Source organism: Streptococcus sp. ST14, from assembly GCF_046098195.1.
GTDB lineage: Bacteria > Bacillota > Bacilli > Lactobacillales > Streptococcaceae > Streptococcus.
Genome location: NZ_JBJUSF010000024.1, coordinates 1 through 24,031, shown reverse-complemented (window position 1 = coordinate 24,031; position 24,031 = coordinate 1). Strand labels below are relative to the sequence as shown.

26 protein-coding genes and 2 riboswitches are annotated in these 24,031 nt (G+C 41.8%); of the genes, 5 read left to right on the top strand and 21 right to left on the bottom strand.

Going from position 1 to position 24,031, the window contains the following annotated elements; genetic code table 11:
* Positions 1–59 precede the first annotated feature (59 nt).
* From clpP to ACIY19_RS08065, 4 genes are all read right to left on the bottom strand, one after another.
* Positions 60–650 carry an ATP-dependent Clp protease proteolytic subunit ClpP gene (gene clpP / locus ACIY19_RS08080; RefSeq protein ID WP_409003148.1) on the bottom strand — a complete coding sequence of 197 codons (591 nt, stop codon included), beginning with the start codon at positions 648–650 and terminating at the stop codon, positions 60–62.
* A 179-nt stretch (positions 651–829) separates the two neighbouring features.
* The gene (gene upp / locus ACIY19_RS08075; protein WP_125417079.1) at positions 830–1,459 is read right to left on the bottom strand and encodes a uracil phosphoribosyltransferase; all 630 of its coding nucleotides are present in this window, start codon (positions 1,457–1,459) and stop codon (positions 830–832) included.
* 88 nt (positions 1,460–1,547) lie between these two features.
* Positions 1,548–2,015 (bottom strand): deoxycytidylate deaminase, encoded by a 468-nt coding sequence (locus tag ACIY19_RS08070; protein ID WP_409003147.1) that lies wholly within the window; start codon positions 2,013–2,015, stop codon positions 1,548–1,550.
* 18 nt (positions 2,016–2,033) lie between these two features.
* Positions 2,034–2,591 (bottom strand): TetR/AcrR family transcriptional regulator, encoded by a 558-nt coding sequence (locus ACIY19_RS08065; RefSeq protein WP_000003897.1) that lies wholly within the window; start codon positions 2,589–2,591, stop codon positions 2,034–2,036.
* Positions 2,592–2,715: 124 nt separating this feature from the next.
* On the opposite strand from ACIY19_RS08065, the gene ACIY19_RS08060 reads away from it, so the two are divergent.
* The 3 genes from ACIY19_RS08060 to ACIY19_RS08050 are packed head-to-tail and all read left to right on the top strand — an operon-like array spanning position 2,716 to position 5,335.
* Positions 2,716–3,561, top strand: a complete 846-nt coding sequence (locus tag ACIY19_RS08060; RefSeq protein ID WP_409003146.1) for a DegV family protein — start codon at positions 2,716–2,718, stop codon at positions 3,559–3,561.
* Positions 3,562–3,618: 57 nt separating this feature from the next.
* Complete coding sequence (locus tag ACIY19_RS08055) at positions 3,619–4,800, top strand: NAD(P)/FAD-dependent oxidoreductase (RefSeq protein ID WP_409003145.1); 1,182 nt, start codon at positions 3,619–3,621, stop codon at positions 4,798–4,800.
* Between the two features lie 13 nt (positions 4,801–4,813).
* Positions 4,814–5,335: a DUF1697 domain-containing protein gene (locus tag ACIY19_RS08050; protein ID WP_409003144.1), complete on the top strand. Its 522-nt coding sequence runs from the start codon at positions 4,814–4,816 to the stop codon at positions 5,333–5,335.
* A gap of 44 nt (positions 5,336–5,379) precedes the next feature.
* On the opposite strand, the gene ACIY19_RS08045 is transcribed toward ACIY19_RS08050, so the two are convergent.
* Entirely contained in the window at positions 5,380–6,120 is a 741-nt protein-coding gene (locus ACIY19_RS08045; protein ID WP_409003143.1) for a MerR family transcriptional regulator, read from the bottom strand.
* Between the two features lie 253 nt (positions 6,121–6,373).
* Here ACIY19_RS08045 and ACIY19_RS08040 point away from each other — a divergent pair, with 253 nt between their 5' ends.
* On the top strand, positions 6,374–7,714 hold the full coding sequence (locus ACIY19_RS08040) for a sodium-dependent transporter (RefSeq protein ID WP_206284444.1): 1,341 nt from the start codon (positions 6,374–6,376) through the stop codon (positions 7,712–7,714).
* Between the two features lie 41 nt (positions 7,715–7,755).
* Here ACIY19_RS08040 and manA read toward each other — a convergent pair whose 3' ends face one another.
* The 8 genes from manA to ACIY19_RS08000 form a co-directional block, all read right to left on the bottom strand.
* Complete coding sequence (gene manA, locus ACIY19_RS08035) at positions 7,756–8,700, bottom strand: mannose-6-phosphate isomerase, class I (RefSeq protein WP_409003142.1); 945 nt, start codon at positions 8,698–8,700, stop codon at positions 7,756–7,758.
* Between the two features lie 119 nt (positions 8,701–8,819).
* The gene (locus ACIY19_RS08030) at positions 8,820–10,259 is read right to left on the bottom strand and encodes a 6-phospho-beta-glucosidase (protein WP_409003141.1); all 1,440 of its coding nucleotides are present in this window, start codon (positions 10,257–10,259) and stop codon (positions 8,820–8,822) included.
* A 130-nt stretch (positions 10,260–10,389) separates the two neighbouring features.
* Positions 10,390–10,650: a SemiSWEET family transporter gene (locus ACIY19_RS08025; protein ID WP_001291473.1), complete on the bottom strand. Its 261-nt coding sequence runs from the start codon at positions 10,648–10,650 to the stop codon at positions 10,390–10,392.
* 204 nt (positions 10,651–10,854) lie between these two features.
* On the bottom strand, positions 10,855–11,202 hold the full coding sequence (locus tag ACIY19_RS08020) for a VOC family protein (protein ID WP_409003140.1): 348 nt from the start codon (positions 11,200–11,202) through the stop codon (positions 10,855–10,857).
* Positions 11,203–11,311: 109 nt separating this feature from the next.
* On the bottom strand, positions 11,312–13,087 hold the full coding sequence (spxB, locus tag ACIY19_RS08015) for a pyruvate oxidase (protein ID WP_007520383.1): 1,776 nt from the start codon (positions 13,085–13,087) through the stop codon (positions 11,312–11,314).
* A gap of 212 nt (positions 13,088–13,299) precedes the next feature.
* Entirely contained in the window at positions 13,300–15,522 is a 2,223-nt protein-coding gene (locus ACIY19_RS08010; RefSeq protein ID WP_409003139.1) for a heavy metal translocating P-type ATPase, read from the bottom strand.
* 9 nt (positions 15,523–15,531) lie between these two features.
* Positions 15,532–15,903: a cupredoxin domain-containing protein gene (locus ACIY19_RS08005; RefSeq protein WP_409003138.1), complete on the bottom strand. Its 372-nt coding sequence runs from the start codon at positions 15,901–15,903 to the stop codon at positions 15,532–15,534.
* Positions 15,904–15,913: 10 nt separating this feature from the next.
* Positions 15,914–16,309, bottom strand: a complete 396-nt coding sequence (locus tag ACIY19_RS08000) for a CopY/TcrY family copper transport repressor (protein ID WP_125389052.1) — start codon at positions 16,307–16,309, stop codon at positions 15,914–15,916.
* 183 nt (positions 16,310–16,492) lie between these two features.
* Positions 16,493–16,591: riboswitch (TPP riboswitch) on the top strand.
* Between the two features lie 82 nt (positions 16,592–16,673).
* Here ACIY19_RS08000 and thiD point away from each other — a divergent pair.
* Positions 16,674–17,465 (top strand): bifunctional hydroxymethylpyrimidine kinase/phosphomethylpyrimidine kinase, encoded by a 792-nt coding sequence (gene thiD / locus ACIY19_RS07995; protein WP_125389053.1) that lies wholly within the window; start codon positions 16,674–16,676, stop codon positions 17,463–17,465.
* A 47-nt stretch (positions 17,466–17,512) separates the two neighbouring features.
* On the opposite strand, the gene thiE is transcribed toward thiD, so the two are convergent.
* The 8 genes from thiE to ACIY19_RS07955 form a co-directional block, all read right to left on the bottom strand.
* Positions 17,513–18,145: a thiamine phosphate synthase gene (gene thiE, locus ACIY19_RS07990; protein WP_409003137.1), complete on the bottom strand. Its 633-nt coding sequence runs from the start codon at positions 18,143–18,145 to the stop codon at positions 17,513–17,515.
* Positions 18,138–18,941: a hydroxyethylthiazole kinase gene (locus tag ACIY19_RS07985; RefSeq protein ID WP_409003136.1), complete on the bottom strand. Its 804-nt coding sequence runs from the start codon at positions 18,939–18,941 to the stop codon at positions 18,138–18,140. Before ACIY19_RS07985 ends, thiE begins: the two co-directional genes overlap by 8 nt.
* Positions 18,941–19,465: an energy coupling factor transporter S component ThiW gene (thiW, locus tag ACIY19_RS07980; RefSeq protein ID WP_049477847.1), complete on the bottom strand. Its 525-nt coding sequence runs from the start codon at positions 19,463–19,465 to the stop codon at positions 18,941–18,943. Before thiW ends, ACIY19_RS07985 begins: the two co-directional genes overlap by 1 nt.
* A 3-nt stretch (positions 19,466–19,468) precedes the next feature.
* Complete coding sequence (gene tenA, locus ACIY19_RS07975; protein WP_409003135.1) at positions 19,469–20,161, bottom strand: thiaminase II; 693 nt, start codon at positions 20,159–20,161, stop codon at positions 19,469–19,471.
* 10 nt (positions 20,162–20,171) lie between these two features.
* Positions 20,172–20,822 carry an energy-coupling factor transporter transmembrane component T gene (locus ACIY19_RS07970; protein WP_409003134.1) on the bottom strand — a complete coding sequence of 217 codons (651 nt, stop codon included), beginning with the start codon at positions 20,820–20,822 and terminating at the stop codon, positions 20,172–20,174.
* Between the two features lies 1 nt (position 20,823).
* Positions 20,824–22,209: an ATP-binding cassette domain-containing protein gene (locus ACIY19_RS07965; RefSeq protein ID WP_409003133.1), complete on the bottom strand. Its 1,386-nt coding sequence runs from the start codon at positions 22,207–22,209 to the stop codon at positions 20,824–20,826.
* Entirely contained in the window at positions 22,210–22,770 is a 561-nt protein-coding gene (locus ACIY19_RS07960) for an ECF transporter S component (protein ID WP_409003132.1), read from the bottom strand. It lies immediately after the preceding gene.
* 158 nt (positions 22,771–22,928) lie between these two features.
* A riboswitch (TPP riboswitch) is annotated at positions 22,929–23,017 on the bottom strand.
* A 123-nt stretch (positions 23,018–23,140) separates the two neighbouring features.
* On the bottom strand, positions 23,141–23,809 hold the full coding sequence (locus tag ACIY19_RS07955; RefSeq protein ID WP_409003131.1) for a TenA family protein: 669 nt from the start codon (positions 23,807–23,809) through the stop codon (positions 23,141–23,143).
* Between the last annotated feature and the right edge of the window lie 222 nt (positions 23,810–24,031).

Below are 24,031 nucleotides of genomic sequence, written 5' to 3'. Positions count from 1 at the left end.
AAATCTTCCCCTATTATACCAAAAAAAGCAAACTCCGTCGAGTTTGCTTTCTAGGTTGCTTAGCTTAAAGAATTGTTGGCCATGATTTCATCAATAAAGCCATATTCAAGTGTTTCTTGGGCACTCATCCAGTAATCACGTTCCGCATCTGCATGAATTTGCTCGACTGATTTACCAGAGTTATCTGCAAGGATTTGCTCCAATGTCCTACGAGTTTTGAGCAAGTGCTCTGCAGCGATTGCCATATCTGTCTGTTGGGTACCACCACCTGTACCACCCATTGGTTGGTGAATCATGTACTCTGCATTTGGAAGCATGAAACGTTTGCCTTTTGCGCCACTTGATGCAATGACAGTCCCCATGGATGCAGCCATCCCCATAACGATTGTTTGGACATCTGCCTTGATAAAGTTCATGGTATCAACGATTGCCAAACCAGCTGAAACAGATCCTCCAGGTGTGTTGACATAAAGGTAAATATCTTTTGTGCTGTCTTGGGCATCCAAGAAGAGCAACTGAGCAATAACGGAGTTGGCCATGTTGTCTTCAACTGGACCTGTTAGCATGATGATGCGGTCTTTCAGAAGACGAGAGTAAATGTCATAGGAACGTTCTCCACGGCTTGTTTGTTCAATAACTACAGGAATCATTCATTTCTCCTTTTATGTTTTATGTTGAATTTTCTTAGTCTTACGACTCAATACAAAACTATTATATCTTTTTGGTCAAAAAAGGTCAAATTTTTGCTCTATTCTCTAAACAGAAACAAAAACTCAACCTCCTTTCAAGTCAAAAACGAACTTCTAGTTTCACTATTTACTTTGGGATTTTATTTAGTACCGAACAAGCGGTCTCCAGCATCTCCAAGACCTGGAACGATATAACCGTGTTCGTTCAAGCGTTCATCCAAGGCTGCTGTAAAGATTTCTACATCTGGGTGTGCTTCTTGAAAAGCTTTCACACCTTCTGGAGCAGATACTAGGCAGACAAACTTGATATTTGAAGCGCCTCGTTTTTTAAGGGAATCTACTGCCAAGATTGCTGAGCCACCTGTTGCCAACATTGGATCAACGACAAAGATTTGACGTTGGTCAATATCCTCAGGCAATTTCACCAAGTATTCAACTGGTTGAAGGGTTTCTTCATCACGGTACATACCGATGTGTCCAACTTTGGCTGCTGGAACCAAGCTCAAGAGGCCATCTACCATCCCGATACCTGCACGCAAGATTGGGACAATCGCCAATTTTTTACCAGCCAATTGTTTTTGAACGGTCTTTGTGATAGGTGTTTCGATTTCCACGTCTTCAAGTGGAAGATCACGAAGTACTTCATATCCCATCAACATCGCAATCTCATCTACTAGCTCACGAAAAGCTTTTGTAGAAGTATCTGTACGTCGCAAGATTGACAATTTGTGTTGAATGAGTGGATGATTAATGACTTCAATTTTTCCCATTTTCTGAGTTCCTTCTTTCAATTTATTCTTCTTATTATATCAAAAAACGGTTTAAAAAGCTTTCTAAACCATTTATTTTTATTAATTTTTAAATCAAATCTGCCTCTTGAAGAGCTGTCTGAACAGTCTCTAATGGTAAATGGGTTAACTCGGTGCCTTTTTCTTGATAAAGGTACTGGGCATAGTCATCCATTCGGTACTGGTTGATATAAACCACGCGCTTACAACCAACTTGAAGCAGTTGTTTGGTGCAGTTCAGACAAGGGAAATGGGTCACATAGGCTGTAAATCCTCTGGGAACCCCTCGTTCAGCCCCTTGCAAGACGGCATTGACCTCGGCGTGAAGGGTTCGAACACAGTGTCCTTCAATGACTAAACATTCGTGGTCAATACAGTGCTCCGTTCCTGATACGGAACCATTGTAGCCTGTTGAAATGACTTTATTGTCCTTAACGAGAACAGCTCCCACCTTGGCACGTTTACAGGTTGAACGATTGGCAATCAGTAAGGCCTGGGCTGCAAAGTACTCATCCCAAGCCAGTCTTTTTTCTGTCATAAGTATTCTCCTTATTCCCTATTTTTTGAAAAATGGCAAGCGTAAATCTGCAATCTTTTCAGCTGGAACCTTCATGCCATCCTTGATCCATTTGAGCAGAACCGATACGATGGCAGAACTCCAAAAGGAATGAAGGTAGCTACTAACGCCTTTTGACTTTCCGTGGTATTTTTCTAGAAATTCCTGCATGGCTTGGACAAAAATCTTTTCCAAATGGTAATCCAGAGCAAGTTGGATAACCTTGGCTTCTTTCTTAGCTGCGCGGAAAAGGTGAACCCAGACTAGATAAAGATCAGTTTTGACATCGTAGTGGCTCAACTGTTCCATAATGTTATGGACACTGCGTTTAAAGACGCTTTCCAAAATCTCTTCTTTGGAGTCATAGTTACGATAGAAGGCGGCACGAGAGACGCCAGCCCGTTTGACCAGCTCCGAAATGCTAATCTTGGCCAAATCTTTTTTCTCTAGAAGTTGCAAAAGAGCCGTCTCGATTGCTTCTCTGGTTAAAAAATTGGATTCTTGATTTGATTTTCTGAGATTTTCAAGAGATTTTTCAGATATTTTACGTTCAGACATAACAATTTCTTTCTACTTGTGACAACAGAGAGGTGGTACTTTTGTTTCAAGGGCTTTCATGATATAATTGTAAAAAAAGACAGAACCTTTGTCAATGTATAAGTGACAAAGATGGAGAATTTCTATGACTTGGAAGATTGTAGCTGACTCTGGTTGTGATTATCGTCAACTGGCAACTCCTGCTATCGATACTGAATTTGTGAGTGTTCCTTTAACCATTCAAGTAGCTGATCAGGTCTTTATCGATGATGCCAATCTCGACATTAACCACATGATGGAAACCATGTATGCGACTTCTGAGGCTTCAAAATCAGCCTGTCCTAGCCCTGATGATTACTTACGTGCATTTGAAGGTGCTAAGCATATCTTTGTCGTTACCATTACTGGTACTCTTTCAGGTAGCCATAATAGTGCACAGCTCGCTAAGAATATCTATCTGGAAGAACACCCTGACACTCAGATTCATGTAATCGATACTTTGTCTGCAGGTGGTGAAGTTGACTTGATTGTCGAGAAAATCAATAGTTTGATTGATCAAGGACTTTCTTATGAGGAAATTGTTGAAGCAATCACAGCCTACCAAGAAAAAACGAAGTTGCTTTTTGTCCTTGCTAAGGTCGATAACTTGGTAAAAAATGGCCGTTTGAGTAAGCTGATCGGTACAGTTGTTGGCCTCCTCAACATCCGTATGGTTGGGGAAGCAAGTGAAACTGGAACCTTAGAACTGCTCCAGAAAGCGCGTGGACCAAAAAAATCCCTTCAAGCAGCCTATGAAGAACTCACCAAAGCTGGCTATGCTGGTGGTCGAATTGTCATGGCTCATCGCAGTAATGAAAAATTCTGTCAGCAATTGTCAGAACGCTTGCTAGAAACCTTCCCGCAAGCGGATATCAAAATCATCCCGACGTCTGGTCTCTGCAGTTTCTATGCAGAAGATGGCGGTTTGTTGATGGGATATGAAATTAACTAAGATTATGAGCAACAAGAGATGCCAAGCATCTCTTGTTTTTTGTGGTACAATAGAGCTATGAAACATTTTGATACTATTGTCATTGGTGGAGGACCTGCAGGTATGATGGCTACGATTTCCAGTAGCTTTTATGGTCAGAAAACTCTTCTCATCGAAAAAAATCGGAAACTCGGAAAAAAATTAGCTGGTACTGGTGGTGGTCGTTGCAATGTAACTAACAACGGAACTCTAGATGACCTACTAGCTGGCATCCCTGGAAATGGACGCTTTCTATACAGTGTCTTTTCCCAGTTTGATAACCATGATATCATCAACTTTTTTACGGAAAACGGTGTTAAACTTAAGGTTGAAGACCACGGTCGTGTCTTTCCTGCCAGCGACAAATCTCGGACCATTATTGAAGCCTTGGATAAGAAAATCGCTGAGCTAGGCGGACAAGTTCTCACTCAAACAGAAATTGTTTCGGTTAAAAAGATAGACGACCAGTTTGTCCTTAAGTCCGCAGACCAAAGCTTCACTTGTAAAAAACTGATTGTCACAACTGGTGGAAAATCCTATCCTTCCACTGGTTCGACTGGTTTTGGACATGAGATTGCCCGTCATTTCAAACATACCATTACCGAGCTTGAAGCTGCTGAGAGCCCATTGTTGACTGATTTTCCACACAAAGCGCTTCAGGGGATTTCACTAGACGATGTGACCTTAAGCTATGGCAAGCATGTCATCACCCACGATTTGCTCTTTACCCACTTTGGTCTATCCGGTCCTGCTGCCCTACGCATGTCTAGCTTTGTCAAGGGCGGAGAGGTTCTCTCGCTAGATGTTTTACCTCAACTTTCTGAGAAGGACTTGGTTGCATTTCTAGAAGAAAATCGGGAAAAATCCTTGAAAAATGCTTTAAAAACTTTGCTTCCAGAACGCTTGGCAGAATTTTTGTCGCAAGGCTATCCTGAAAAAGTCAAACAACTGACTGAAAAGGAACGCGAACAACTACTCCAGTCCATCAAGGCCCTCAAAATCCCTGTGACTGGAAAAATGTCTCTTGCTAAGTCCTTTGTCACCAAGGGGGGCGTCAGTCTCAAGGAAATCAACCCTAAAACACTGGAAAGCAAACTGGTCCCTGGTCTCCACTTTGCTGGTGAGGTACTGGATATCAATGCCCACACGGGTGGCTTTAACATCACTTCTGCCCTCTGCACCGGCTGGGTGGCAGGCTCAAATCCAATAAATACCAAATAAGAAAGGAAGTCCTTTGGAACATATTATTTTACTAAGAGGTGTTACTCCTAATGGAAAGAATGCTATCCCGAAAATGTCTTATTTGGTAGATATTCTGACAGAAGCTGGTTTTCAACACGTTCGAACCTATATTCAAAGTGGGAATATCATTCTTGAGAGTGACTCAGATTTAGAAGAAATACGAGAACGTGTTCATACTTTGATAAAGGAAAAAATTGGGGCCGACTTAAAAATGGTTATCAAGAATAAGAACGATTTTGAAAAGATTGTTCATGAGAATCCATTTAAAGAAGACTATCTTCATGATCGTGTGCATGCAATTCTTTATCAAGGACTGATCCAAAGTCTGCCACTAGAAAAATTGAAAACTGACTACGGCGAGGAAGAAATCTGTGTAGGCGATTACTGTCTCTACCTCTATCTTCCTAGAACTGCAAAACAAAAAAAGCTCAATACCAACTATCTTGAAAAATTGTTTGGCGTGGTTCTGACCATGCGAAAGTTAAACGTAGTTGAAAAACTATTAACCAAATAGTACTTGAAACCAGAAAAAATCAGCAGAGGTAACTCCGCTGATTTTTATTTTGTCTGTGTCCGAACATAAGTCGCAATGACATCTGATGTGTACTGGGCTGTTCCAGCTCCAAATTTGTCAATGTTTTCCTTAAACTCTGGGTTGTAGACGTAGCCTTTACCAATATGTCCGAAGACTTCAATAGAGCAGTCAAATCCATAAGTACGAAGGGCTTGCAAGAGCTTAGCTGCTTGCTCTTGGTTTTCAGCTGCTGTTTCAGGCAGACCAGCTTGAAGATTTTGTGCCAAGGCTTGAAAAACTTGGTTGAAGGCGGCTGTAGCCTCTTCTTCGCGACCTTTTTGGCGTTCAAGCGCTTGGCCCATGACTTCCTGTCCATACTTCTCTACCGCCTCTTGGTGGTATTTTTGATTGTCTTGATAGCTAAATCCAGTGAATTTTTCTTCAATAGTCATTTTTCTTTCTCCTTTTTGGTCTTGAATGGTTTTTTGCAAGGTGGAAATCAAGGTATCCAGATGTTGCCTTTCTCGAGTCAAATACTCCAACTGCTTAGTCAAATGGGGCAATAAATCTGATCTATCTCCCTTTAATAGCTCTGCTATTTTTTCTAAAGAAAAACCTAGATATTTATAGTAAAGAATGACTTGAAGGCGTTCCAAATCCTCTTGACTGTAGGTTCGATAGCCGTTTTCCGACTTTAAGGGAACCAAGAGCCCTATCTTATCGTAGTGATGCAGGGTCTTAACAGAGACACCTGAAAGCTGCGCAGCTTCTTTGATATGGTACATGATTTCCTCCTTACAAGAAATAGTATAACCCCTCCCCTTAGGTCAGAGTCAAGCGTTTTTGAGAAAAATTTTTAACTTTTTGAGAAAGGTGTGAAAACTTGAAAATGGTTTTCTTGACAGACCTTTGAAAACATGATAGGATAGTCAAGTCTATCAATCAAACAGAATGCTCATAGAGAGCCATTGAGAGAGGGCTATTTGACAACTCAAGTAGCCTTTTCTTATTTTAAAAAACGAGATTGGAGTTTCAACTATGTCAGAAAAATCGCAATGGGGCTCGAAACTAGGCTTTATCCTAGCATCTGCTGGCTCAGCCATCGGGCTTGGTGCCGTTTGGAAGTTTCCCTACATGACTGCTGCTAATGGAGGTGGAGGCTTTTTACTAGTCTTTCTCATTTCCACCATTTTAATAGGTTTCCCGCTCCTGCTGGCTGAGTTTGCCCTTGGCCGTAGTGCTGGCGTTTCCGCTATCAAAACCTTTGGAAAACTTGGCAAGAATAGCAAGTACAACTTTATCGGTTGGATTGGTGCCTTTGCCCTCTTTATTCTCCTATCCTTTTACAGTGTTATCGGTGGATGGATTCTAGTCTATCTAGGTATTGAGTTTGGGAAATTGTTCCAACTTGCTGGGACGAGTGATTATGCTCAGTTATTTACTTCAATCATTTCAAATCCAGCCATTGCCCTAGGAGCACAAGCTGCCTTTATCTTATTGAATATCTTTATTGTATCACGTGGGGTTCAAAAAGGGATTGAAAGAGCTTCGAAAGTCATGATGCCGCTGCTCTTTATCATCTTTGTCGTGATTATTGGGCGCTCGCTCAGCTTGCCAAATGCCATGGAAGGGGTTCTCTATTTTCTCAAACCAGACTTTTCAAAACTGACCAGTGCTGGTCTCCTCTACGCGCTGGGACAATCTTTCTTTGCCCTCTCACTAGGGGTGACAGCCATGCTGACATATGCATCCTACTTGGACAAGAAAACCAATCTGGTCCAGTCAGGGATTTCCATCGTAGCCATGAACATCTCGGTATCCATCATGGCAGGACTAGCCATTTTCCCAGCCATGTCAGCCTTCAATATCCAGTCTGAAGGGGGACCAAGCCTGCTCTTTATCGTCTTGCCTCAACTCTTTGACAAGATGCCTTTTGGAACCATTTTCTATATCCTCTTCCTCTTGCTCTTCCTCTTTGCGACGGTCACTTCCTCTGTCGTGATGCTGGAAATCAATGTGGGCAATATCACCAATCAAAATAACAGCAAACGTGCCAAATGGAGTGCCATTTTAGGAATCTTGACCTTTGTTTTCGGAATTCCTTCAGCCCTTTCTTACGGTGTCATGGCGGATGTTCACATTTTGGGGAAGACTTTCTTTGATGCTATGGACTTCTTGGTTTCCAATCTCCTCATGCCATTTGGAGCCCTCTGCCTTTCACTTTTTACAGGCTATATCTTTAAAAAGGCTCTTGCTAAGGAGGAACTCCATCTCGATGACAGAGCATGGAAACAGGGACTTTTCCAAGTCTGGCTCTTCCTCCTTCGTTTCATCATTCCAATTATCATCATTGTGGTATTTATCGCCCAATTTATGTAATCAAAAAGGACTTGAGTAGTAAACTCAGGCCCTTTCTTTTTTTATGGATGGCTTACAATCAATTCCAAACCTTGCCCTTCTAGGGTCCAAGTTTCAACATCACTTGGTAGGATAAAGTGGCTGCCTTTTTGGATTGGATAATTTTCCCCGTCAACAGTCAGTTGACCCTGACCAGCCAAGACACTAAATAAGCTGTAGTCAGCTGTCTTTTCGAAGTCAACTTTGCCAGTGATTTCCCACTTGTAAACTGCGAAGAAATCATTGGATACAAGGAGAGTGGAACGTAGATCATCTGCTTTGATAGTTACAGGACGGCTATTGGCAGGCTCTCCAATGTTTAAAACATCGATAGATTTTTCAAGGTGAAGTTCACGCAAGTTGCCCTTGTCATCCTTGCGGTCAAAGTCATAGACACGATAGGTAGTGTCACTAGACTGCTGGGTTTCAAGAATCAAGATACCTGCACCGATAGCGTGCATGGTACCACTTGGTACATAGAAGAAATCTCCAGCCTTAACTGGCACTTTTGTCAGTAAGGTATCCCAGTTTTTATCTTCGATTTGCTGGCGGAGTTCTTCTTTTGATTTGGCATTATGACCATAGATAATCTCTGAACCTTCGTCTGCAGCGATAATGTACCAGCACTCTGTTTTTCCGAGCTCTCCTTCATGTTCTAGTCCATAGGCATCGTCTGGGTGAACTTGGACACTGAGCCAATCGTTGGCATCCAGAATCTTGGTCAACAGTGGAAATACAGGCTCTGGACGGTTGCCAAACAATTCACGGTGTTCCGCATACAAAGTAGCAAGGTCTGTTCCCTCAAAACGACCATTGGCTACCTTAGAGACACCATTTGGATGGGATGAGATGGCCCAATATTCGCCAATTTTTTCACTTGGAATGTCGTAGCCAAACTCATCACGTAGCTTGGTTCCACCCCAGATTTTTTCTTGCATAACTGATTGTAAAAATAATGGTTCTGACATCTTATTCTCCTGTCTGTTTTTCTCACTTCATTATAGCAAAAAGACAAGTCTAATTGAACTCTTTTTCACACATTATAAAGTAGGGAGAAGATTTTATAAAAATAGTGAACAAATGTGCTCTACTTAATACTTGCACCATTGCTGGCAATGACATCCTTGTACCAGTAGAAGGATTTCTTCTTGCTCCGCTTGAGACTTCCATGACCTGCATTATCACGTTCCACATAGATAAAGCCATAGCGCTTGTTCATTTCGCCTGTTCCAGCTGAAACCAGATCTATACAACCCCAAGTCGTATAACCAAGCAAGTTAACTCCATCTTGGTAAATAGCATCTCGCATAGCCTTGATATGGGCTTCTAGATAAGAAATCCGATAGTCATCCGCTACATAGCCATTTTCATCTGGCGTATCCATAGCGCCGAGTCCATTTTCTACGATGAACATGGGTTTTTGATAACGATCCCAGATGGCATTGAGGGTGATACGAAGCCCCAGTGGGTCAATCTGCCAACCCCATTCTGAGGATTCAAGATAGGGATTTTTGATAGATGCAAAGACATTTCCAGCAGTCAGGTTTGTCACTTCTGGATCGCCTGAAGCCACTCGGCTCGCATAGTAAGAGAAAGAAACAAAATCAACAGTGTGATTCTTCAACAAGTCTAAATCTTCTGTCGTCATTTCAATCTTAATTCCCTCACGCTCCCACTGCTTCTTGGCATAGTTTGGGTATTCCCCACGCGCTTGAACATCAATGAAAAAGTAACTCTTGCGGTCTTCTTCCATGGCTGCCCAGTAGTCTCTCGGATGGGCAGTGTTAGGATAATATTGCCCTGCTGCCAACATACATCCCACCTTGTTTTCTGGGTCAATTTCGTGGGCAATTTTAGTCGCCATAGCCGAGGCTACCAGCTCATGGTGAGCTGCTTGGTATTTGACTTGCTCTTGATTTTCCCCCTCTTCAAAACAAATCCCGGCTCCTAAAAAGGGGGCATGCAGAATCATGTTGATTTCGTTAAAGGTTATCCAGTACTTGACCAAGCCCTTGTAACGGGTAAAGAGGGTGCGACAGAGATTTGCGTAAAAGTCCAACATACGACGATTGCGCCAACCACCGTACTCCCTAATTAAGTGCATGGGGCAATCGAAATGCGTGATGGTCACCAGTGGTTCAATTCCATACTTGTGACATTCCTTAAATAAATCCTCATAAAAAGCTAGACCAGCTTCATTTGGCTCTGCTTCGTCACCTTGAGGAAAAATCCGAGTCCAAGCAATGGAAAGTCGATAGGTTTTAAATCCCATTTCTGCAAAAAGCGCAATATCTTCCTTGTAATGATGGTACATATCAATAGCTTCTTTTGCTGGGTAAAAATAGCCCTCCTCAAACGAAAACATCTTTTTTTGACCTGTGATAATGGCCTCACGGTCTGGACCGGTCGGTACCACATCCACATTAGCAAGACCACGACCGTCCTGATTATAAGCACCTTCACATTGATTAGCTGCCGTTGCACCACCCCAGAGAAATCCTTCTGGAAATTGTAGTATTTCTGTCATCACTTTACCTCGATTGATTTATTACTTCTATTGTAATAAAAAGAAGGCAAAAAGTTTTGAACTCTCTGGATAATGATAGCACTAAACTTACTTTTATATATACGAAAAAAGACTGAAACCAGTCTTCTTTTTAAATCAAAGCTGTGATAGCCGTTACTAGGCCAAAAACGATACCTGGCGCATTCGCTGCCGCAAGGGGAATATCTCTTTCTTTCTTGAAAAGACCGTAATAAACCCATAGACTACAGTTGATGGCTGCGACCAAGGGTTGGATGAAGTTGCCTTTTTGACCAGCCAAGTTGTTCATGATTTGTGGGAAGTAAGAGACATACATCATAACAGACATGAAGGTCGCTACCCAACCCAAAATTTTCATTTGTTTTTCAGACATTTTCAAAACCTCTTTCATTTTTATGAATCATATTTTATAATCTTTTTTCAAAACAATCAAGACTTTGTAGCTTTTGTTATGAAGATGTAAACTATCACAATCTTGTGATAAGAAAAAGACCGGATTGCTCCGATCTTTTAATAATTCGCATTCTCAATTTCTGTTTTAAAAATAGCTAAGGTTAACGTCAAATGACTACGCGCCCTATTTCATACGATAAAAATCAATCACTAAACCAGCAGGGCCTTTAACTAGTAGCGATTCCGTCCCCCAATCAGTTACAGCCGAACCGTGTAAAATCTCGACACCAAGCTCTTTTAACCGTTGGTAGTTCTGCTCTACATCCTCAACCTCAATGTGAAGAATGATTCCTGACTGAAAGTTTTCCAAAGGAACCAAATGATTTTGCGATAACATGAGGCAGTGACTGCCAATCGTGAACTGTGCAAAACTGTCGTCAACATAATCGGCTTTTTTATCCAAAATACGCTCCAAGTCAGCACAGACTTGAGGAACATCTGAAACGATGATATCTAATTGATTTAAATTCATTTACTATCCTCCAGAAAAAGACCGGATTGCTCCGATCTTTTCAAGTTAGACTCTTGAAAATCAAAGAATAAAATCTACAAAGTTTACATTTGATTTTCGACGAGAGGAATTATTTGATTGCGCGTGATTGCAATCCTTCTTCTTCCAAGAAGAGGCGGAATGGTACGAGTTCTTCTGCTTCGTATTTTTCCTTGAAGGCTTTGATTGCTTCTTCTGAGTGTTGTTTTGGATCCAATTCAAGTACTTCTACTGGAAGTGGACGATGTTGAGAGATGCGAGCATCGATCACAACAGTTTTACCTTCTTTGTTCAATTTAACAGCTTCTGCAACAACTGCATCGATATCTTCGATACGGTCAACTGTAAATCCTACAGCACCCTGCGCTTCAGCGATTTTCGCATAGTCAGCATTAGGGAAGTCACAACCAAACAAGTGTTTGTTTGTGTCTTCGTATTTGTCCTTGATGAAGGCATATTTACCATTTGAGAAGACAACGTTGATAACTGGAAGGTCGTATTGAACGTTTGTGATCACGTCTGGGTAGCACATGTTGAATGCACCGTCACCCATGATGTTCCATACTTGGCGATCAGGATTGTCTTTCTTAGCAGCGATACCACCAGGAAGGGCAATACCCATTGTCGCAAAGAGTGGAGATGTACGCCACATGTTCTTAGGCGTCATGTGAAGGTGACGAGTAGATGTTTGAGTAGTGTCACCTACGTCGATTGAGTAGATAGCGTCTTGATCAGCATGTTTGTTGATTGCATTGTAAACTTGGTACAATTGCAATTCACCCTCAGTTTTACCTTCGAGTTTGTTCATGTAATCACGCCAGTTTTGGTTGTTCTTCACGTTTGCACGCCACCATGGAGTTGATTCAACTGGGTTCACTTTGTCAAGGATAGCTTTCGCTGCTTGACCTGCATCACCAAGGATAGAAGCGTCAAGGGCATGACGTTTACCAAGTTTGTAAGGGTCGATATCGACTTGGATGAATTTTTCAGTGTTCTTGAAGGCTTCGTAAACTTCAGCAAATGGGAAGTTTGAACCAAGGAAAAGAACTGTGTCTGCTTCAAAGACCACTTCGTTGGCTGGTTTCCAACCAACACGGTAAGCAGAACCTGTCAAACCTTCGTAGTTCCATTCAAAGGCTTCAAAGTTTTTACCAGTTGTGATGATTGGTGCTTTGATTTTACGTGACAATTCAGTAATCACTTCACCAGCTTTAACACCACCGTAACCAGCGTAGATAACTGGGCGTTCAGCATTGTTCAAGATTTCAACTGCTTTGTCAATTTCAACTTCGTTCAAGGCAGGAGCGATGAATGAACGTTCGTATGAACCTGAACCATAGTATGAGTTTTCGTCGATTTCTTGGAAACCAAAGTTTACTGGGATTTCAACAACAGCTGGACCTTTTTTAGAAACTGCAGCACGGCAAGCTTCGTCGATTACTTTTGGCAATTGCTCAGCGTAAGCTACACGTTTGTTGTAAACAGCGATACCGTTGTACATTGGGTTTTGGTTCAATTCTTGGAAGGCATCCATGTTGAGTTCGTTAACTGGACGTGATCCAAGGATAGCAAGGAATGGAGTGTTATCCATAGCTGCATCGTAAACACCGTTAATCAAGTGAGTCGCACCTGGACCACCTGAACCAACTGCAACTCCGATTGAGCCGCCGAATTTAGCTTGCATGACCGCTGCAAGAGCACCTGTTTCTTCGTGGCGAACTTGCAAGAAGCGGATATCTTTGTCTTCAGCCAAAGCATCCATCAATGAGCTGAGTGTTCCTGATGGGATACCGTAGATTGTGTCTACGCCCCATGTTTTCAATACGTTGAGCATTGCTGCAGATGCAGTAATTTTCCCTTGAGTCATAATGATAACTCTCCTTCAAATATTTTTAAAACTTGATAAATCCGTTTTCATATACTAATTGGAAACATTTCAGCAAATTTTTACTCTACTACTTTACCACATTTGTTTTGGGTATCCTAAGAATGTGCTCAGAAGTTTTTATTCTCTATTACAGTACAGTTTGAAAACGTTTTTAATATCTGTTTTATAATAAAAAGCGAGCAAGCTCGCTTTTAGTCTATCTTGGTAACGTTTAGCATGAGTGAACTAATCAAAACAGATACAGAACTAAAAGCCATGGCTAGACCAGCCAGTTCTGGGTTGAGCACCAAACCAATACCTGAAAAGACTCCTGCTGCAATCGGAATACCAATGAGGTTATAGATAGAAGCCCAGAAAAGATTGAGTAGAATACGATTAAAGGTCTTCTTACTCATATCAAAAGCACGTGCCAATCCTAGTAAATTGTTGGTTGTAAGGACAAGATCTGCTGATTCAATGGCAATATCTGTCCCAGAGCCCATGGCAATTCCGACATCTGCTACACTGAGGGCCGGCGCATCATTGATACCATCTCCAACAAAGGCCAATTTCCCATTCTTTTGAAGCTTGTGAATTTCATGTGCCTTTTCCTCTGGCAAGACATTTGCGATTACTTCTTCGATACCAATTTGTTCTGCAATCGCATGGGCTACTCCAGCATTATCTCCAGTAAGCATGACCGTTCTAAGACCACGTTTTTTCAATTTAGCAATAGCTTCTTTGGCATTTTCCTTAGGGACATCCTGCAAGGCAATTAAGCCTTTTAACTGACCATCCACGGATAGGAAGACAACTGTTTTTGCTTCTTTCTCAAGCAAATCAAATCGTTCTTGATAATCATGTGGAATAGCAAGGTCAGCTAAGAGCTTAGCATTCCCCAGCAAGACTTGCTTACCATTAATAATCCCAGTCACACCTTTTCCATGCAAGGCTTGGAAGTTTTCCACTGGGTAAAGGCTAATTCCTAGTTCAGATGCACGATTAACAATAGCTTGAGCTAGCGGGTGTTGAGATACATCTTCCAGTGAAGCAGCCAAACTTAGCACTTCTCCTTCATCTCCGATAACATCTGTCACTACTGGCTTCCCTTCGGTCAAGGTTCCTGTCTTATCAAAAACAACCGTTTGAACTTTTTGGATTTCCTGTAGAACTGTACCATTTTTGAGAAGAATCCCCATCTTGGCACTTCGTCCTGTTCCAACCATGAGGGCTGTTGGTGTCGCAAGACCTAGGGCACAAGGACAGGCAATAATCAAGACTGCAACACCATAGAGAAGCGACGTTACAAAACTTTCACCAAGAAAAACAAACCAGATCCAAAAAGTAAGGAGTCCTAAAATGACAACTGCTGGTACGAAAATTCCAGAAATCTTGTCTGTCAAATCTTGAATAGGAGCACGACTGGTTTGAGCTTTCTTCACAAAGTCTACAATCTGAGCCAACATGGTTTCAGAACCTACTTTTTCAGCTCTAAAAATGATCGTACCACTATTATTGATGGTTGAACCAATGACAGCATCTCCAACTGATTTATCGACTGGAATACTTTCCCCAGTTACCATTGATTCATCAATACTAGTTTCTCCTTCTATTACAGTCCCATCAACGGCAATTTTTTCACCTGGTCGAACGCGAATGAGATCCCCAACTTTGACTTGTTCTAGAGGTATTTGAACATAAACATCATCACGCAAAACCTCTGCTGTTTTTGCTTGTAGGTCTAATAATTTTTCGACTGCCTGCGAAGTATTTTTTCGCATTTTTTCCTCAAAAACTGCTCCCAAAAGAATGAAGAAGAGGATAAATGCAGCACTTTCAAAGTAAACGGGCAGACCAGTGAAGAGGGCAACTAAGCTATAGAAATAGGCCACTAGGGTTCCCAGAGCAACCAAGGTATCCATGTTGGAATTGTGCTTTTTAAAACTAGCCCAGGCGCTTCTGATATATGGAACTCCAGCTACCAGCATAATGGGGGTTGTGGCTAAAAAGGTGCCCCAACGCATGACTTGGTGACTAATTCCTCCTGTAGACATCCCAATCATAAGAATCACAAGAGGCACAGTAAAGATACTAGTAATCCAAAAACGTTGTAAAAGACTGAGAGACTTTTTGGTTTTTTCAACAACGGTGTAGGTTCCCTTTTGCATCTTCATGCCACAAGAAAACTCGTGCTCACCCAAGTCTTGAGGCGTAAAGCGAATAATTTTTTCCTCATCTTGAGCGATTGGTTCTAGAATCCCTTCTTCTTCGAAGAGAACTTCTTTATAACAGTTTGAAGGTGTCACACGGTGAAAAGTAATCTCAGCAGGAATCCCTTTTTGCAGTTGAATGTGGGCTGGATGGTAGCCTTTGTCTGCCGTGATACGGATTTTTTGAACACCATTTTCAAGACTTGCTTTTACAATTTCAGTCATATCATTCTCCTATTCTACAATCATCTTACCGTGCATCATATTCATGCCACATGCAAAGCCAAATTCTCCAGCCTGTTCAGGCGTGATTTCCACTACATACTCTTCCCCCATAGGCAAGTCCGCATGCACACCAAAATCTGGAAAGACGATCTGATCCAAACAAGGTGAAGGATCCTTACGGTCAAAGACAATGCGGGCTGGCACTGATTTCTTAAGAATAATCAACTCAGGCGTATATCCCCCTTTGACTTCCACTCGAATCTCTTGGTAGCCATTTTTTTGCTGGGCCTTTTGTCCAGATTTTTCAGGCTTTTTGAAAAACCAAAACAAGATAAACGCGATAAGGGCAATACAAATAATGGTTACAATACTATTTAACATGACGTCTCCTTTACATACAATTACATTTTACTTCTGTTACAGCGCTTGATTTCTTCTCAGAAATCACAGCTTCCAAATCTTCCAAGTCAGCCTGAGTAAAATCACATTCCACAATCAAGTCAGCCAACAAGTTCTTAATCCTACGAGAACAAACCTTGTCCTTGATATCTTGGACAAGTAAATCCCGACTTTGGTCCAAAGTTAAAAGGGCTGAATAGACAAAGAACTTGCCTTCTTTTTTCCTTGTCAGACACTCTTTCTCAACCAAACGAGCCAAAAGAGTTTGAATCGTTGACTTGGACCAGTCGAACCGCTCCGCCAGAACCCTGATCAAATCGCTACTGGTCTGCTCGCCCTGCATCCAGATAATCTTCATGACCTGCCATTCTGCATCCGAAATCTGCATTGTTATTCCTCCTAAATCTACATTTGTCGATTACAGTTATTAGTATACTCCGAAAATCTACATTTGTCAACTATAATTTTTATTATTTTTTCGAAAAATAGAATTCCAATCATGTAACGAGAGATTTGCAGTCAAATTTTACTATATAAACTATAAAAATATGCTATACTGAAGAAAAAAGAAAACAACCACTAGGGGTGCGTAAAGCTGAGATTAACGACTGTTAGATCCCTTTGACTCAATCTAGGTAATGCTAGCTGATGGAAGTGGAAAATAGTGAGGACTACCCAGTCTTCTATTACTTTCCTAAAACAGACCAGCTTGTTCTTGAGAATACAAACTTCAGTTGGTTGGGAGGTTTTAGATGACTTATTTACCCGTTGCTCTAACCATTGCTGGGACAGACCCTAGTGGCGGTGCTGGCATTATGGCTGACTTAAAGTCATTCCAAGCTAGAGATGTCTATGGAATGGCCGTTGTGACCAGCCTTGTCGCTCAAAATACCAGAGGTGTTCAATTAATCGAGCACGTCTCCAACCAAATGCTGGAAGCTCAATTGGAAAGTGTCTTTTCGGATATCAAGCCCCAGGCTGTAAAAACTGGTATGTTGGCAACTACTGAAATCATGGAGATTATCCAACCCTATCTTAAAAAACTGGACTGCCCCTACGTGCTGGACCCTGTTATGGTCGCAACAAGCGGTGATACCCTGATAGATACTAGTGCGAGAAGCTACCTAAAAACAAACCTGCTTCCCCTTGCGACTATTATTACACCCAATCTTCCTGAGGCAGAAGAAATTGTTGGTTTCTCAATTCATAATCCAGAAGAAATGCAACGTGCCGGTCGCCTGATTATAAGAGAATTTGGTCCTCAGTCCGTTGTTATCAAAGGTGGCCATCTTGAAGGTGGTGCCAAGGATTTCCTCTTTACCAAGGAGGAGCAATTTGTCTGGGAAAGTCCTCGAATTCAAACCTGTCACACCCATGGTACTGGATGTACTTTTGCTGCAGTGATTACGGCTGAACTTGCCAAGGGCAGAAGTCTTTATCAGGCAGTGGATAAGGCCAAGGCCTTTATCACAAAAGCCATCCAAGACGCCCCTCAACTCGGTCATGGTTCTGGTCCAGTCAACCATACAAGCTTTAAAGATTAAGAAAAAACTCTCTAGTTCCCACTATAAGGGAATTAGAGAGTTTTTGATTAGGAAATCATGTCATCTAGCTTTGTTAAAAAAGCTTGCGTTTTTGCCTCTATATCTTCTGCCTGCATCAAATCACGGACAACGGCTACCCCTGCTATACCAGTTTCAGCAAGTTGGTCAATATTCTCTGACGTCAATCCTCCGATAGCAACTACTGGAATGGCGACCGTTTGGCAAATGGTTTTCAAGGTTGAAATCAGGGTGATAGGTGCATTTTCTTTGGTAGTTGTCGGGAAAATAGCTCCTGTCCCCAAGTAATCTGCACCCGATGTTTCTGCTTCAAGAGCTCTTTTTACTGTTTTAGCTGTGACACCGAGGATTTTGTCAGGACCCAAGACTTGGCGGGCAACGGAAACTGGTAGCTCATCGTCGCCAATATGCAGACCTGCAGCATCTACTGCAAGACAAACATCCAAACGATCATCGATAATCAAGGGTACCTGATAGGCATCTGTTATTTCCTTGACTTGTTTTGCCAGTTGATAGTATTGATTGGTAGTGAGGTTTTTTTCTCGTAGTTGGATGATGGTAACACCTGAACGGCAGGCCGTCTCAACTTTTTCAAGAAAGCTTTCCAAGGAATCTTGGTAGCGATTAGTTACCAGATATAGTCTGAGTGCTTCTCTATTCATAAAGGTCTCCTTTAATAGCATCTAGCCAGTTTTCATCTCTTTTTAGGAGAGAGAGCTGATTGAGAACTTGGTAACGAAAACCTTCCAATCCCATTCCTTGAACAAGAATTCTCTCAGCAGCGATATTGAGATAAGAAACTGCTAGGCAGGAAGCTTCAAAGGCAGTCTTTCCTTGGCTAAGAAAAACAGCTGTCAAGGCTCCAACCAGGTCTCCTGTCCCTGTTATCCAGTCCAATTCTGCACAGCCATTTCCCAATATTGCAACCTGGTTTTCCGAAACGATGAGGTCCTTGGGACCCGTGACTAAGAAAGACATACCAGGATAAAGCTGACACCAGTCTTTCAAGACTTGAAGCAAATCCTCAGTTTCTTGATCTTTATGGCTAGCATCAACTCCAACTCCATGGTGTTTTAAACCAACAAGACTTCGGATTTCTGACATATTTCCTTTAAGGACCGTGGGCTTGTATTCTAAAAGATCTGTGACTAGATCCTTACGAATGGGTGAAGCCGCTATGCCAACCGCATCTACTACCATTGGGAGACAAGCTTGGTTTGCATAAGTAGCTGCCGTACGAATTGCTTTTTCCTTCTCAGCAGACAAATGCCCCAGATTGATAAAAAGAGCTTGACTTTGTTTGGTAAAATCAAGGACCTCACGGGGATCATCTGCCATGACAGGTTTAGATCCCAGAGCCAAAATGCCATTGGCCAGCATCTCACAGGAAATCTCATTGGTGATGCATTGAATCAAGGAGCTAGAGCTCAGAGGAAAGGGATTTGTAAATTCCTGCATCAGTCTATCCTTTCACCAAAGAAATATCCTTGTACTTTTTTAAAGAATTCCTGCTTGATTAAAAATCGAAAGGCGAGAAAAGCTATGGCTGTACCGATCAAGGTCGCTCCGAAAAATCTCGGAGTATAGATAAACCAGCTGAGCTTGGCAGCAGATCCCGTAAAGAGAACCATGACAGGATAGGAAACAATAGAACCGATTATCCCCGTTCCCAAGATTTCTCCTAGAGCAGAATAGCGAAATTTCCGACCATACTTATAAAAGAGACCTGCAAGGAGGGCTCCAAAAGTAGCTCCTGTGAGTGCCAAGGGCGGAATGCCTTGAGTAGACATACGGATAAAGGCTGTGACTGTAGCCATGACCAAGGCATAAACAGGTCCCATCAAAATCCCTGCAAGAATGTTGACTACACTGGACATCGGTGCCATTCCTTCAATTCGAAAGATAGGTGTAAGAACTACGTCAAGGGCAATCATCATGGATAAAATAGTTAATTTGTGAACTTGAAGTTGGTGGTTTCTCATTTTCTATTTCTTCTCTTTTTCTAAGGACTGCAAATCACTCGTCCAGGTTTGGTGTTGGTAAGCCATCTCCCAAAACTTGGCTTCCATATGGACACTTCGATGGAAGGCCTCTAGCATTTTTTGTTTGTCCGTCTCATTGCTTTCTCGATAGAGTTGATTGACCAGCGCTTCTTCCTCTTTAATCTGCTGTTCTAACTCATCGGTGATATAGGTTTCAATCCACTGTTGATAAAGAGGATTCGGGGATGGTTTGCGATTAAGTGCCTTGCCCAAATCATGGTATAACCAAGGACATGGGAGCAAACTAGCAAAAGCAATGCCCAAGTTTGGTTCTGCAAATTGACGATAAATATGCGAAATGTAATGATAGCAGGTTGGAGCTATTGGATGTTGCTCCATTTCCTGGTCGCTGATTCCTAATTCCTTGAAAAATTGTTGGCGGATAAACAACTCACCATCCACTAGACTCTGAGCATTTTGTTTCAAGAGTCTTTTCATCTCTTGGTTTGAAGTCTTATCAGCCAAGAGGTGATAAGCTTCTGAAAAAGACTTCAGATAGTAGGCATCCTGAATCAGGTAATAGCGGAAAATAGAAGGTTCTAAATTCCCCTCTTGTAACTGTAAAACAAAGGGGTGATGAAAGGAAGCCTGCCAAACTTCCTTGGATAATTCCATAGCAATATCTGTAAATTCCATAATAACTCCTTTATAGAAATAAACTGGTTTGAAGCAATAAAAAGAAAAGCAGGTAGATCAATTTTGTCCTCTGAGAAATATAGAAAGTCCGATAACTATTCTCCAATTGTGCATGCTCATCATATCCGTGCGCAGATAGAGCTCTCAGGTAAAGATGGCGCCATCTAAAGACCGTCATCAGAACCTTGCTATAAATCAAGGGCGACCAAACATGCAGTTTTTGGCCACGCAGTAAGCATGCTTCCTTGAGAGACTTGATTTCCTGCTGAATGAGGGGAAAGGCATTGAATACCACAATTAAGGCATAGGCCCAAGAACGCGATAACCCCTTTTGAGCCAAGTACAAGAGAAGCTCTTTTAAGGAAATAGAGGAAACAAAGACAAGACCGATACAAACCGTCACAAAAGCCCTCGTCCCAAGTATCACTGCCTGCGAAGCATCCCCATGTAACTGAACTGCCCAATAATTAGCCAAAGATGGTAAAATGGCGAGCACAATCATCCAAGCCAATACTTTAAATCGACGGTAATAGAGCATAAAGAGAATACAAAATGTGGCTACCGAAAGATTCAGAGCAATCGAAGGAATGAAAGATGTTTCCAAGGATAAAATTAGAAAGAAGAGGCTGATAACTGGTGTCTTGGTTGCTACTTTGATCATACTACCTCACCTCCCCTTGACTATTCCTACTCAGAAAACTGAGAGGTTTGCTGATTGTCACGTCTTTAATATGACGGAGCCCCTCACTAGTCATCTCGATCCAATAATCAACCACAGAGATCAAGGGATCTAAACGATGGCTAATGATCAGAAAACTTCTTCCTTGATTGCTCTCCTCCACAATCCACTGACAAAAATAATGGCAAGCTCTATCATCCAAACCGGCAAAAGGTTCATCTAGCAAGATCACAGAGGCCTTACTAGTCAAGATGGTCAAGAGCTGAAGAATCTTTTGCTGGCCACCACTTAATTGATAGGGACTCTTATCAAGAGCCTGCTCCAGATTAAAATATCCTAGAGCTTGGAGAATCCGCTGATTTCTTTCAGTGTCTGAGCTATCTAATTGCAGTTCCTCTCGCAGACTGACTCGGATAAACTGCTTCTCAGCTTCCTGAACAACACCCGTTAAGTCACGATACAGGCTCTTTTTCTTTTTCAGGATTTTCCCCTTCCAAGTAATGCGCCCCTCATACTTTTGAAATTGAAGAATAGATCGAAAGAGGGTTGATTTCCCGACACCATTGTCACCCAAGATACAGGAAATCCCTTGGTAAAATGTAAAATCCGCAATTGAAAAGAGGGGACGCTTATCCAGCTCACAAGTCGTTCTATCCATATGGAACAATTCCGGGCTAGAAGCAACATTCTTTGAAGAAACCTGTGTCATCTCAGAGGTAGGGATTTGAAACACCTCCCTTAACCGGCCGTCTCTTAGCTCCACCATATGGTCAATGTAGGTTCCATAGTCCGTTAAATCATGGTCACACAGGATGACTGTCTTCCCATCAAGAGCCAACTCTTTTAGAATCTCCAATATCTCGATTCTGCTCTTGCGGTCAATGGAAGCGAAGGGCTCATCCAAGAGATAGACTTTAGGATTCATAGCAAAGAGAACAGCTAGCGCAGCCTTTTGCTTTTCCCCACCTGATAAGTGATGGATGGGACGGTGCAAGATTGCCTTACAGCGACATTGCTGGACCACCTCTGCTATTTTAGAATCAATTTCCTGAACAGGATGGCCGATATTCTCCAAGGTAAAAATCAGCTCCTCAAACAAGTTCTCCATGGTAAATTGATGATTGGAATTTTGAAAGAGAATGCCAACTGTCTGGACACGGTCGACGATAGAAAGCTGACTAACCTGGCTCCCATCTATCAGGACTTGACCACTATAGGGAAGAGAACTGACTTGAGCAATGACTTGAAAGAGACTGGATTTTCCTGAACCACTGCTCCCAACTAACAAGGTAAAAGCTTGTGCATGAAAAGTAAAATCAATCGGCTCTGAGAAGATAGGGGACTGAATCTCCCGTAGTTCCAGCCCCATCTACGCCTTTCCTCCAGCTGCAAACTGATGATAGAGTTTGACAATGGCACGAACCAAGATGGTACAGAAGAAAAAGACGGAAATAAAACGCACCACCAGCAAGGAAAGGACAAAAGGAAGGGAGAAGGCATAGTAACCTAATTTAATGTATTCATAGACAAAGCTAAAAAGGGTAATCCCAATACTATTAGCAGTTAGAGAGAGCCAACTTTCATAACGATTCTTGGTCACAATAAAACCAAATTCACTTCCCAACCCTTGAACCAAGCCGGACAAAAGAGCACCTAGACCGAATTGGCTACCATAAAGGACTTCAGCTAGCGCAGCGAGCACTTCTCCAATCGTTGCGCTTCCGACTCTTGGAACAAAGATAGCTGCAATGGGCGCAGCCATACACCAGAGACCAAAGAGGATTTCATTGGCAAAGGCCTGTAAACCAAGAGGGGCTAAGATTAGTGTGAGAATATCAAACAGATAGCCTGAGCCCACAAAAACGCCACCAAAAAAGATAGACAAGAAAGAAAGCAAGATAACATCTTTTAACTGCCATTTTTTCAACATAAAAAACTCCTTTTTTAAAGAAAAGTGGGGCATTCAAGGAGAGCTACCAAAAGGCTTGCCGTCAAGCCTATCCTCTTTTGATAAACAAAAAAACTCCAATTACAAACGAGAATTAGAGTTTACCTTACAAGATTAGACAGTTCTTTTCGACATACGAAAAAAACCTTTTCACATTTCCCTTCGCCAGTCTTAACTGTATCAGGTTCAATGGGTATCATCTCAGCCTAAAGCACCCCAAATGTCTTTATTATTTTATTACTGAACCAGTATAACAGAAATTGAAAGCCCTAGCAAGATATTTGACCGGAAAATATATTTATATAGTTTGTTTGTTCATTCTTTTAATCTACATCAAAGGATTGAATCTGTTCTATAATTCATAACCGATATCAAAAAAGGCTAATTCTAAAGCAACTGCTTGATTCCAGCGTTGCTGAAGTTCTGTCAAATCTTCTCGACCTTTCCCGACACGATTAAGTTCGTCAACCAGAAATTGAACCCACTCTGTAAAGAAAGGACCTCTATGGAGATTAATCCATTCCAAATGAATATAGGCTTCAGGTAGTGCCAAATCTTTAGAACCCCAGTCTAGATAGAGACCTTCTGCAATGACCAGCATGACCAAAAGATGAGCATAGTCTGATGAAGCCACAGCAGAATACATTAGCTCCTGAAACGCTTTTGTCACAGGGTGCAAGGTCACTTCTAGATAGTCATTCTCTGCTACTTTTAACTCTTTGAAAGCCTTTTGGAAATAACCATCTTCATCTGCTTCAAGAAAGCCTAGTTGCTTGGCAAAACGAAGTTTGGATTCAAGCTGGTCTGCGTGAGCTACACAAGCACCTAGCATGGATAAGAAGGCATCAAAGAAATGATAATCTTGAATCAGGTAGTCTTTTAAGACCTTATTCTCAATTGTCCCCGCAAAAAGTTCCTTAACAAAACGATGATTGATTGCAGCCTGCCAATCCTTCTGACTGCTTTTTAATAATTCTCCAACGGTCAAACCTGGCTGAAATGCATAGTCTTGTGTTTCCATATTTACTTCTCCTCTCTTTACTCCTTAGTAATTAATAAAACACCAAGAGATACCAAGCAAAATCGTAATTCCACTTGATACTTTTAAAGAACATCGAGGGCATTTGCAGAGAGCTACCTAAACAAGCCTATCCAGTTTGTATAAACAAAAAAACTCCAATTACAAACGAGAATTAGAGTTTACCTTACAAGATTAGACAGTTCTTTTCGACATACGAAAAAA

Bases quoted from the DNA above. Each gene is read 5' to 3' on its own strand.
- ACIY19_RS08025 (WP_001291473.1), bottom strand. From the start codon at position 10,650: ATGTCTGAAAAACAAATGAAAATTTTGGGTTGGGTAGCGACCTTCATG.
- ACIY19_RS08040 (WP_206284444.1), top strand. From the start codon at position 6,374: ATGTCAGAAAAATCGCAATGGGGCTCGAAACTAGGCTTTATCCTAGCA.
- spxB (WP_007520383.1), bottom strand. From the start codon at position 13,087: ATGACTCAAGGGAAAATTACTGCATCTGCAGCAATGCTCAACGTATTG.
- ACIY19_RS07985 (WP_409003136.1), bottom strand. From the start codon at position 18,941: ATGCAGGAATTTACAAATCCCTTTCCTCTGAGCTCTAGCTCCTTGATT.
- ACIY19_RS08070 (WP_409003147.1), bottom strand. From the start codon at position 2,015: ATGACAGAAAAAAGACTGGCTTGGGATGAGTACTTTGCAGCCCAGGCC.
- ACIY19_RS08020 (WP_409003140.1), bottom strand. From the start codon at position 11,202: ATGAATTTAAATCAATTAGATATCATCGTTTCAGATGTTCCTCAAGTC.
- ACIY19_RS07960 (WP_409003132.1), bottom strand. From the start codon at position 22,770: ATGTTGAAAAAATGGCAGTTAAAAGATGTTATCTTGCTTTCTTTCTTG.
- ACIY19_RS08060 (WP_409003146.1), top strand. From the start codon at position 2,716: ATGACTTGGAAGATTGTAGCTGACTCTGGTTGTGATTATCGTCAACTG.
- ACIY19_RS08000 (WP_125389052.1), bottom strand. From the start codon at position 16,309: ATGCAGATTTCGGATGCAGAATGGCAGGTCATGAAGATTATCTGGATG.
- ACIY19_RS08010 (WP_409003139.1), bottom strand. From the start codon at position 15,522: ATGACTGAAATTGTAAAAGCAAGTCTTGAAAATGGTGTTCAAAAAATC.
- tenA (WP_409003135.1), bottom strand. From the start codon at position 20,161: ATGGAATTTACAGATATTGCTATGGAATTATCCAAGGAAGTTTGGCAG.
- thiW (WP_049477847.1), bottom strand. From the start codon at position 19,465: ATGAGAAACCACCAACTTCAAGTTCACAAATTAACTATTTTATCCATG.
- ACIY19_RS08055 (WP_409003145.1), top strand. From the start codon at position 3,619: ATGAAACATTTTGATACTATTGTCATTGGTGGAGGACCTGCAGGTATG.
- manA (WP_409003142.1), bottom strand. From the start codon at position 8,700: ATGTCAGAACCATTATTTTTACAATCAGTTATGCAAGAAAAAATCTGG.
- ACIY19_RS07970 (WP_409003134.1), bottom strand. From the start codon at position 20,822: ATGATCAAAGTAGCAACCAAGACACCAGTTATCAGCCTCTTCTTTCTA.
- ACIY19_RS08045 (WP_409003143.1), bottom strand. From the start codon at position 6,120: ATGTACCATATCAAAGAAGCTGCGCAGCTTTCAGGTGTCTCTGTTAAG.
- thiD (WP_125389053.1), top strand. From the start codon at position 16,674: ATGACTTATTTACCCGTTGCTCTAACCATTGCTGGGACAGACCCTAGT.
- clpP (WP_409003148.1), bottom strand. From the start codon at position 650: ATGATTCCTGTAGTTATTGAACAAACAAGCCGTGGAGAACGTTCCTAT.
- thiE (WP_409003137.1), bottom strand. From the start codon at position 18,145: ATGAATAGAGAAGCACTCAGACTATATCTGGTAACTAATCGCTACCAA.
- ACIY19_RS08065 (WP_000003897.1), bottom strand. From the start codon at position 2,591: ATGTCTGAACGTAAAATATCTGAAAAATCTCTTGAAAATCTCAGAAAA.
- ACIY19_RS07965 (WP_409003133.1), bottom strand. From the start codon at position 22,209: ATGGGGCTGGAACTACGGGAGATTCAGTCCCCTATCTTCTCAGAGCCG.
- upp (WP_125417079.1), bottom strand. From the start codon at position 1,459: ATGGGAAAAATTGAAGTCATTAATCATCCACTCATTCAACACAAATTG.
- ACIY19_RS07955 (WP_409003131.1), bottom strand. From the start codon at position 23,809: ATGGAAACACAAGACTATGCATTTCAGCCAGGTTTGACCGTTGGAGAA.
- ACIY19_RS08005 (WP_409003138.1), bottom strand. From the start codon at position 15,903: ATGTTAAATAGTATTGTAACCATTATTTGTATTGCCCTTATCGCGTTT.
- ACIY19_RS08030 (WP_409003141.1), bottom strand. From the start codon at position 10,259: ATGACAGAAATACTACAATTTCCAGAAGGATTTCTCTGGGGTGGTGCA.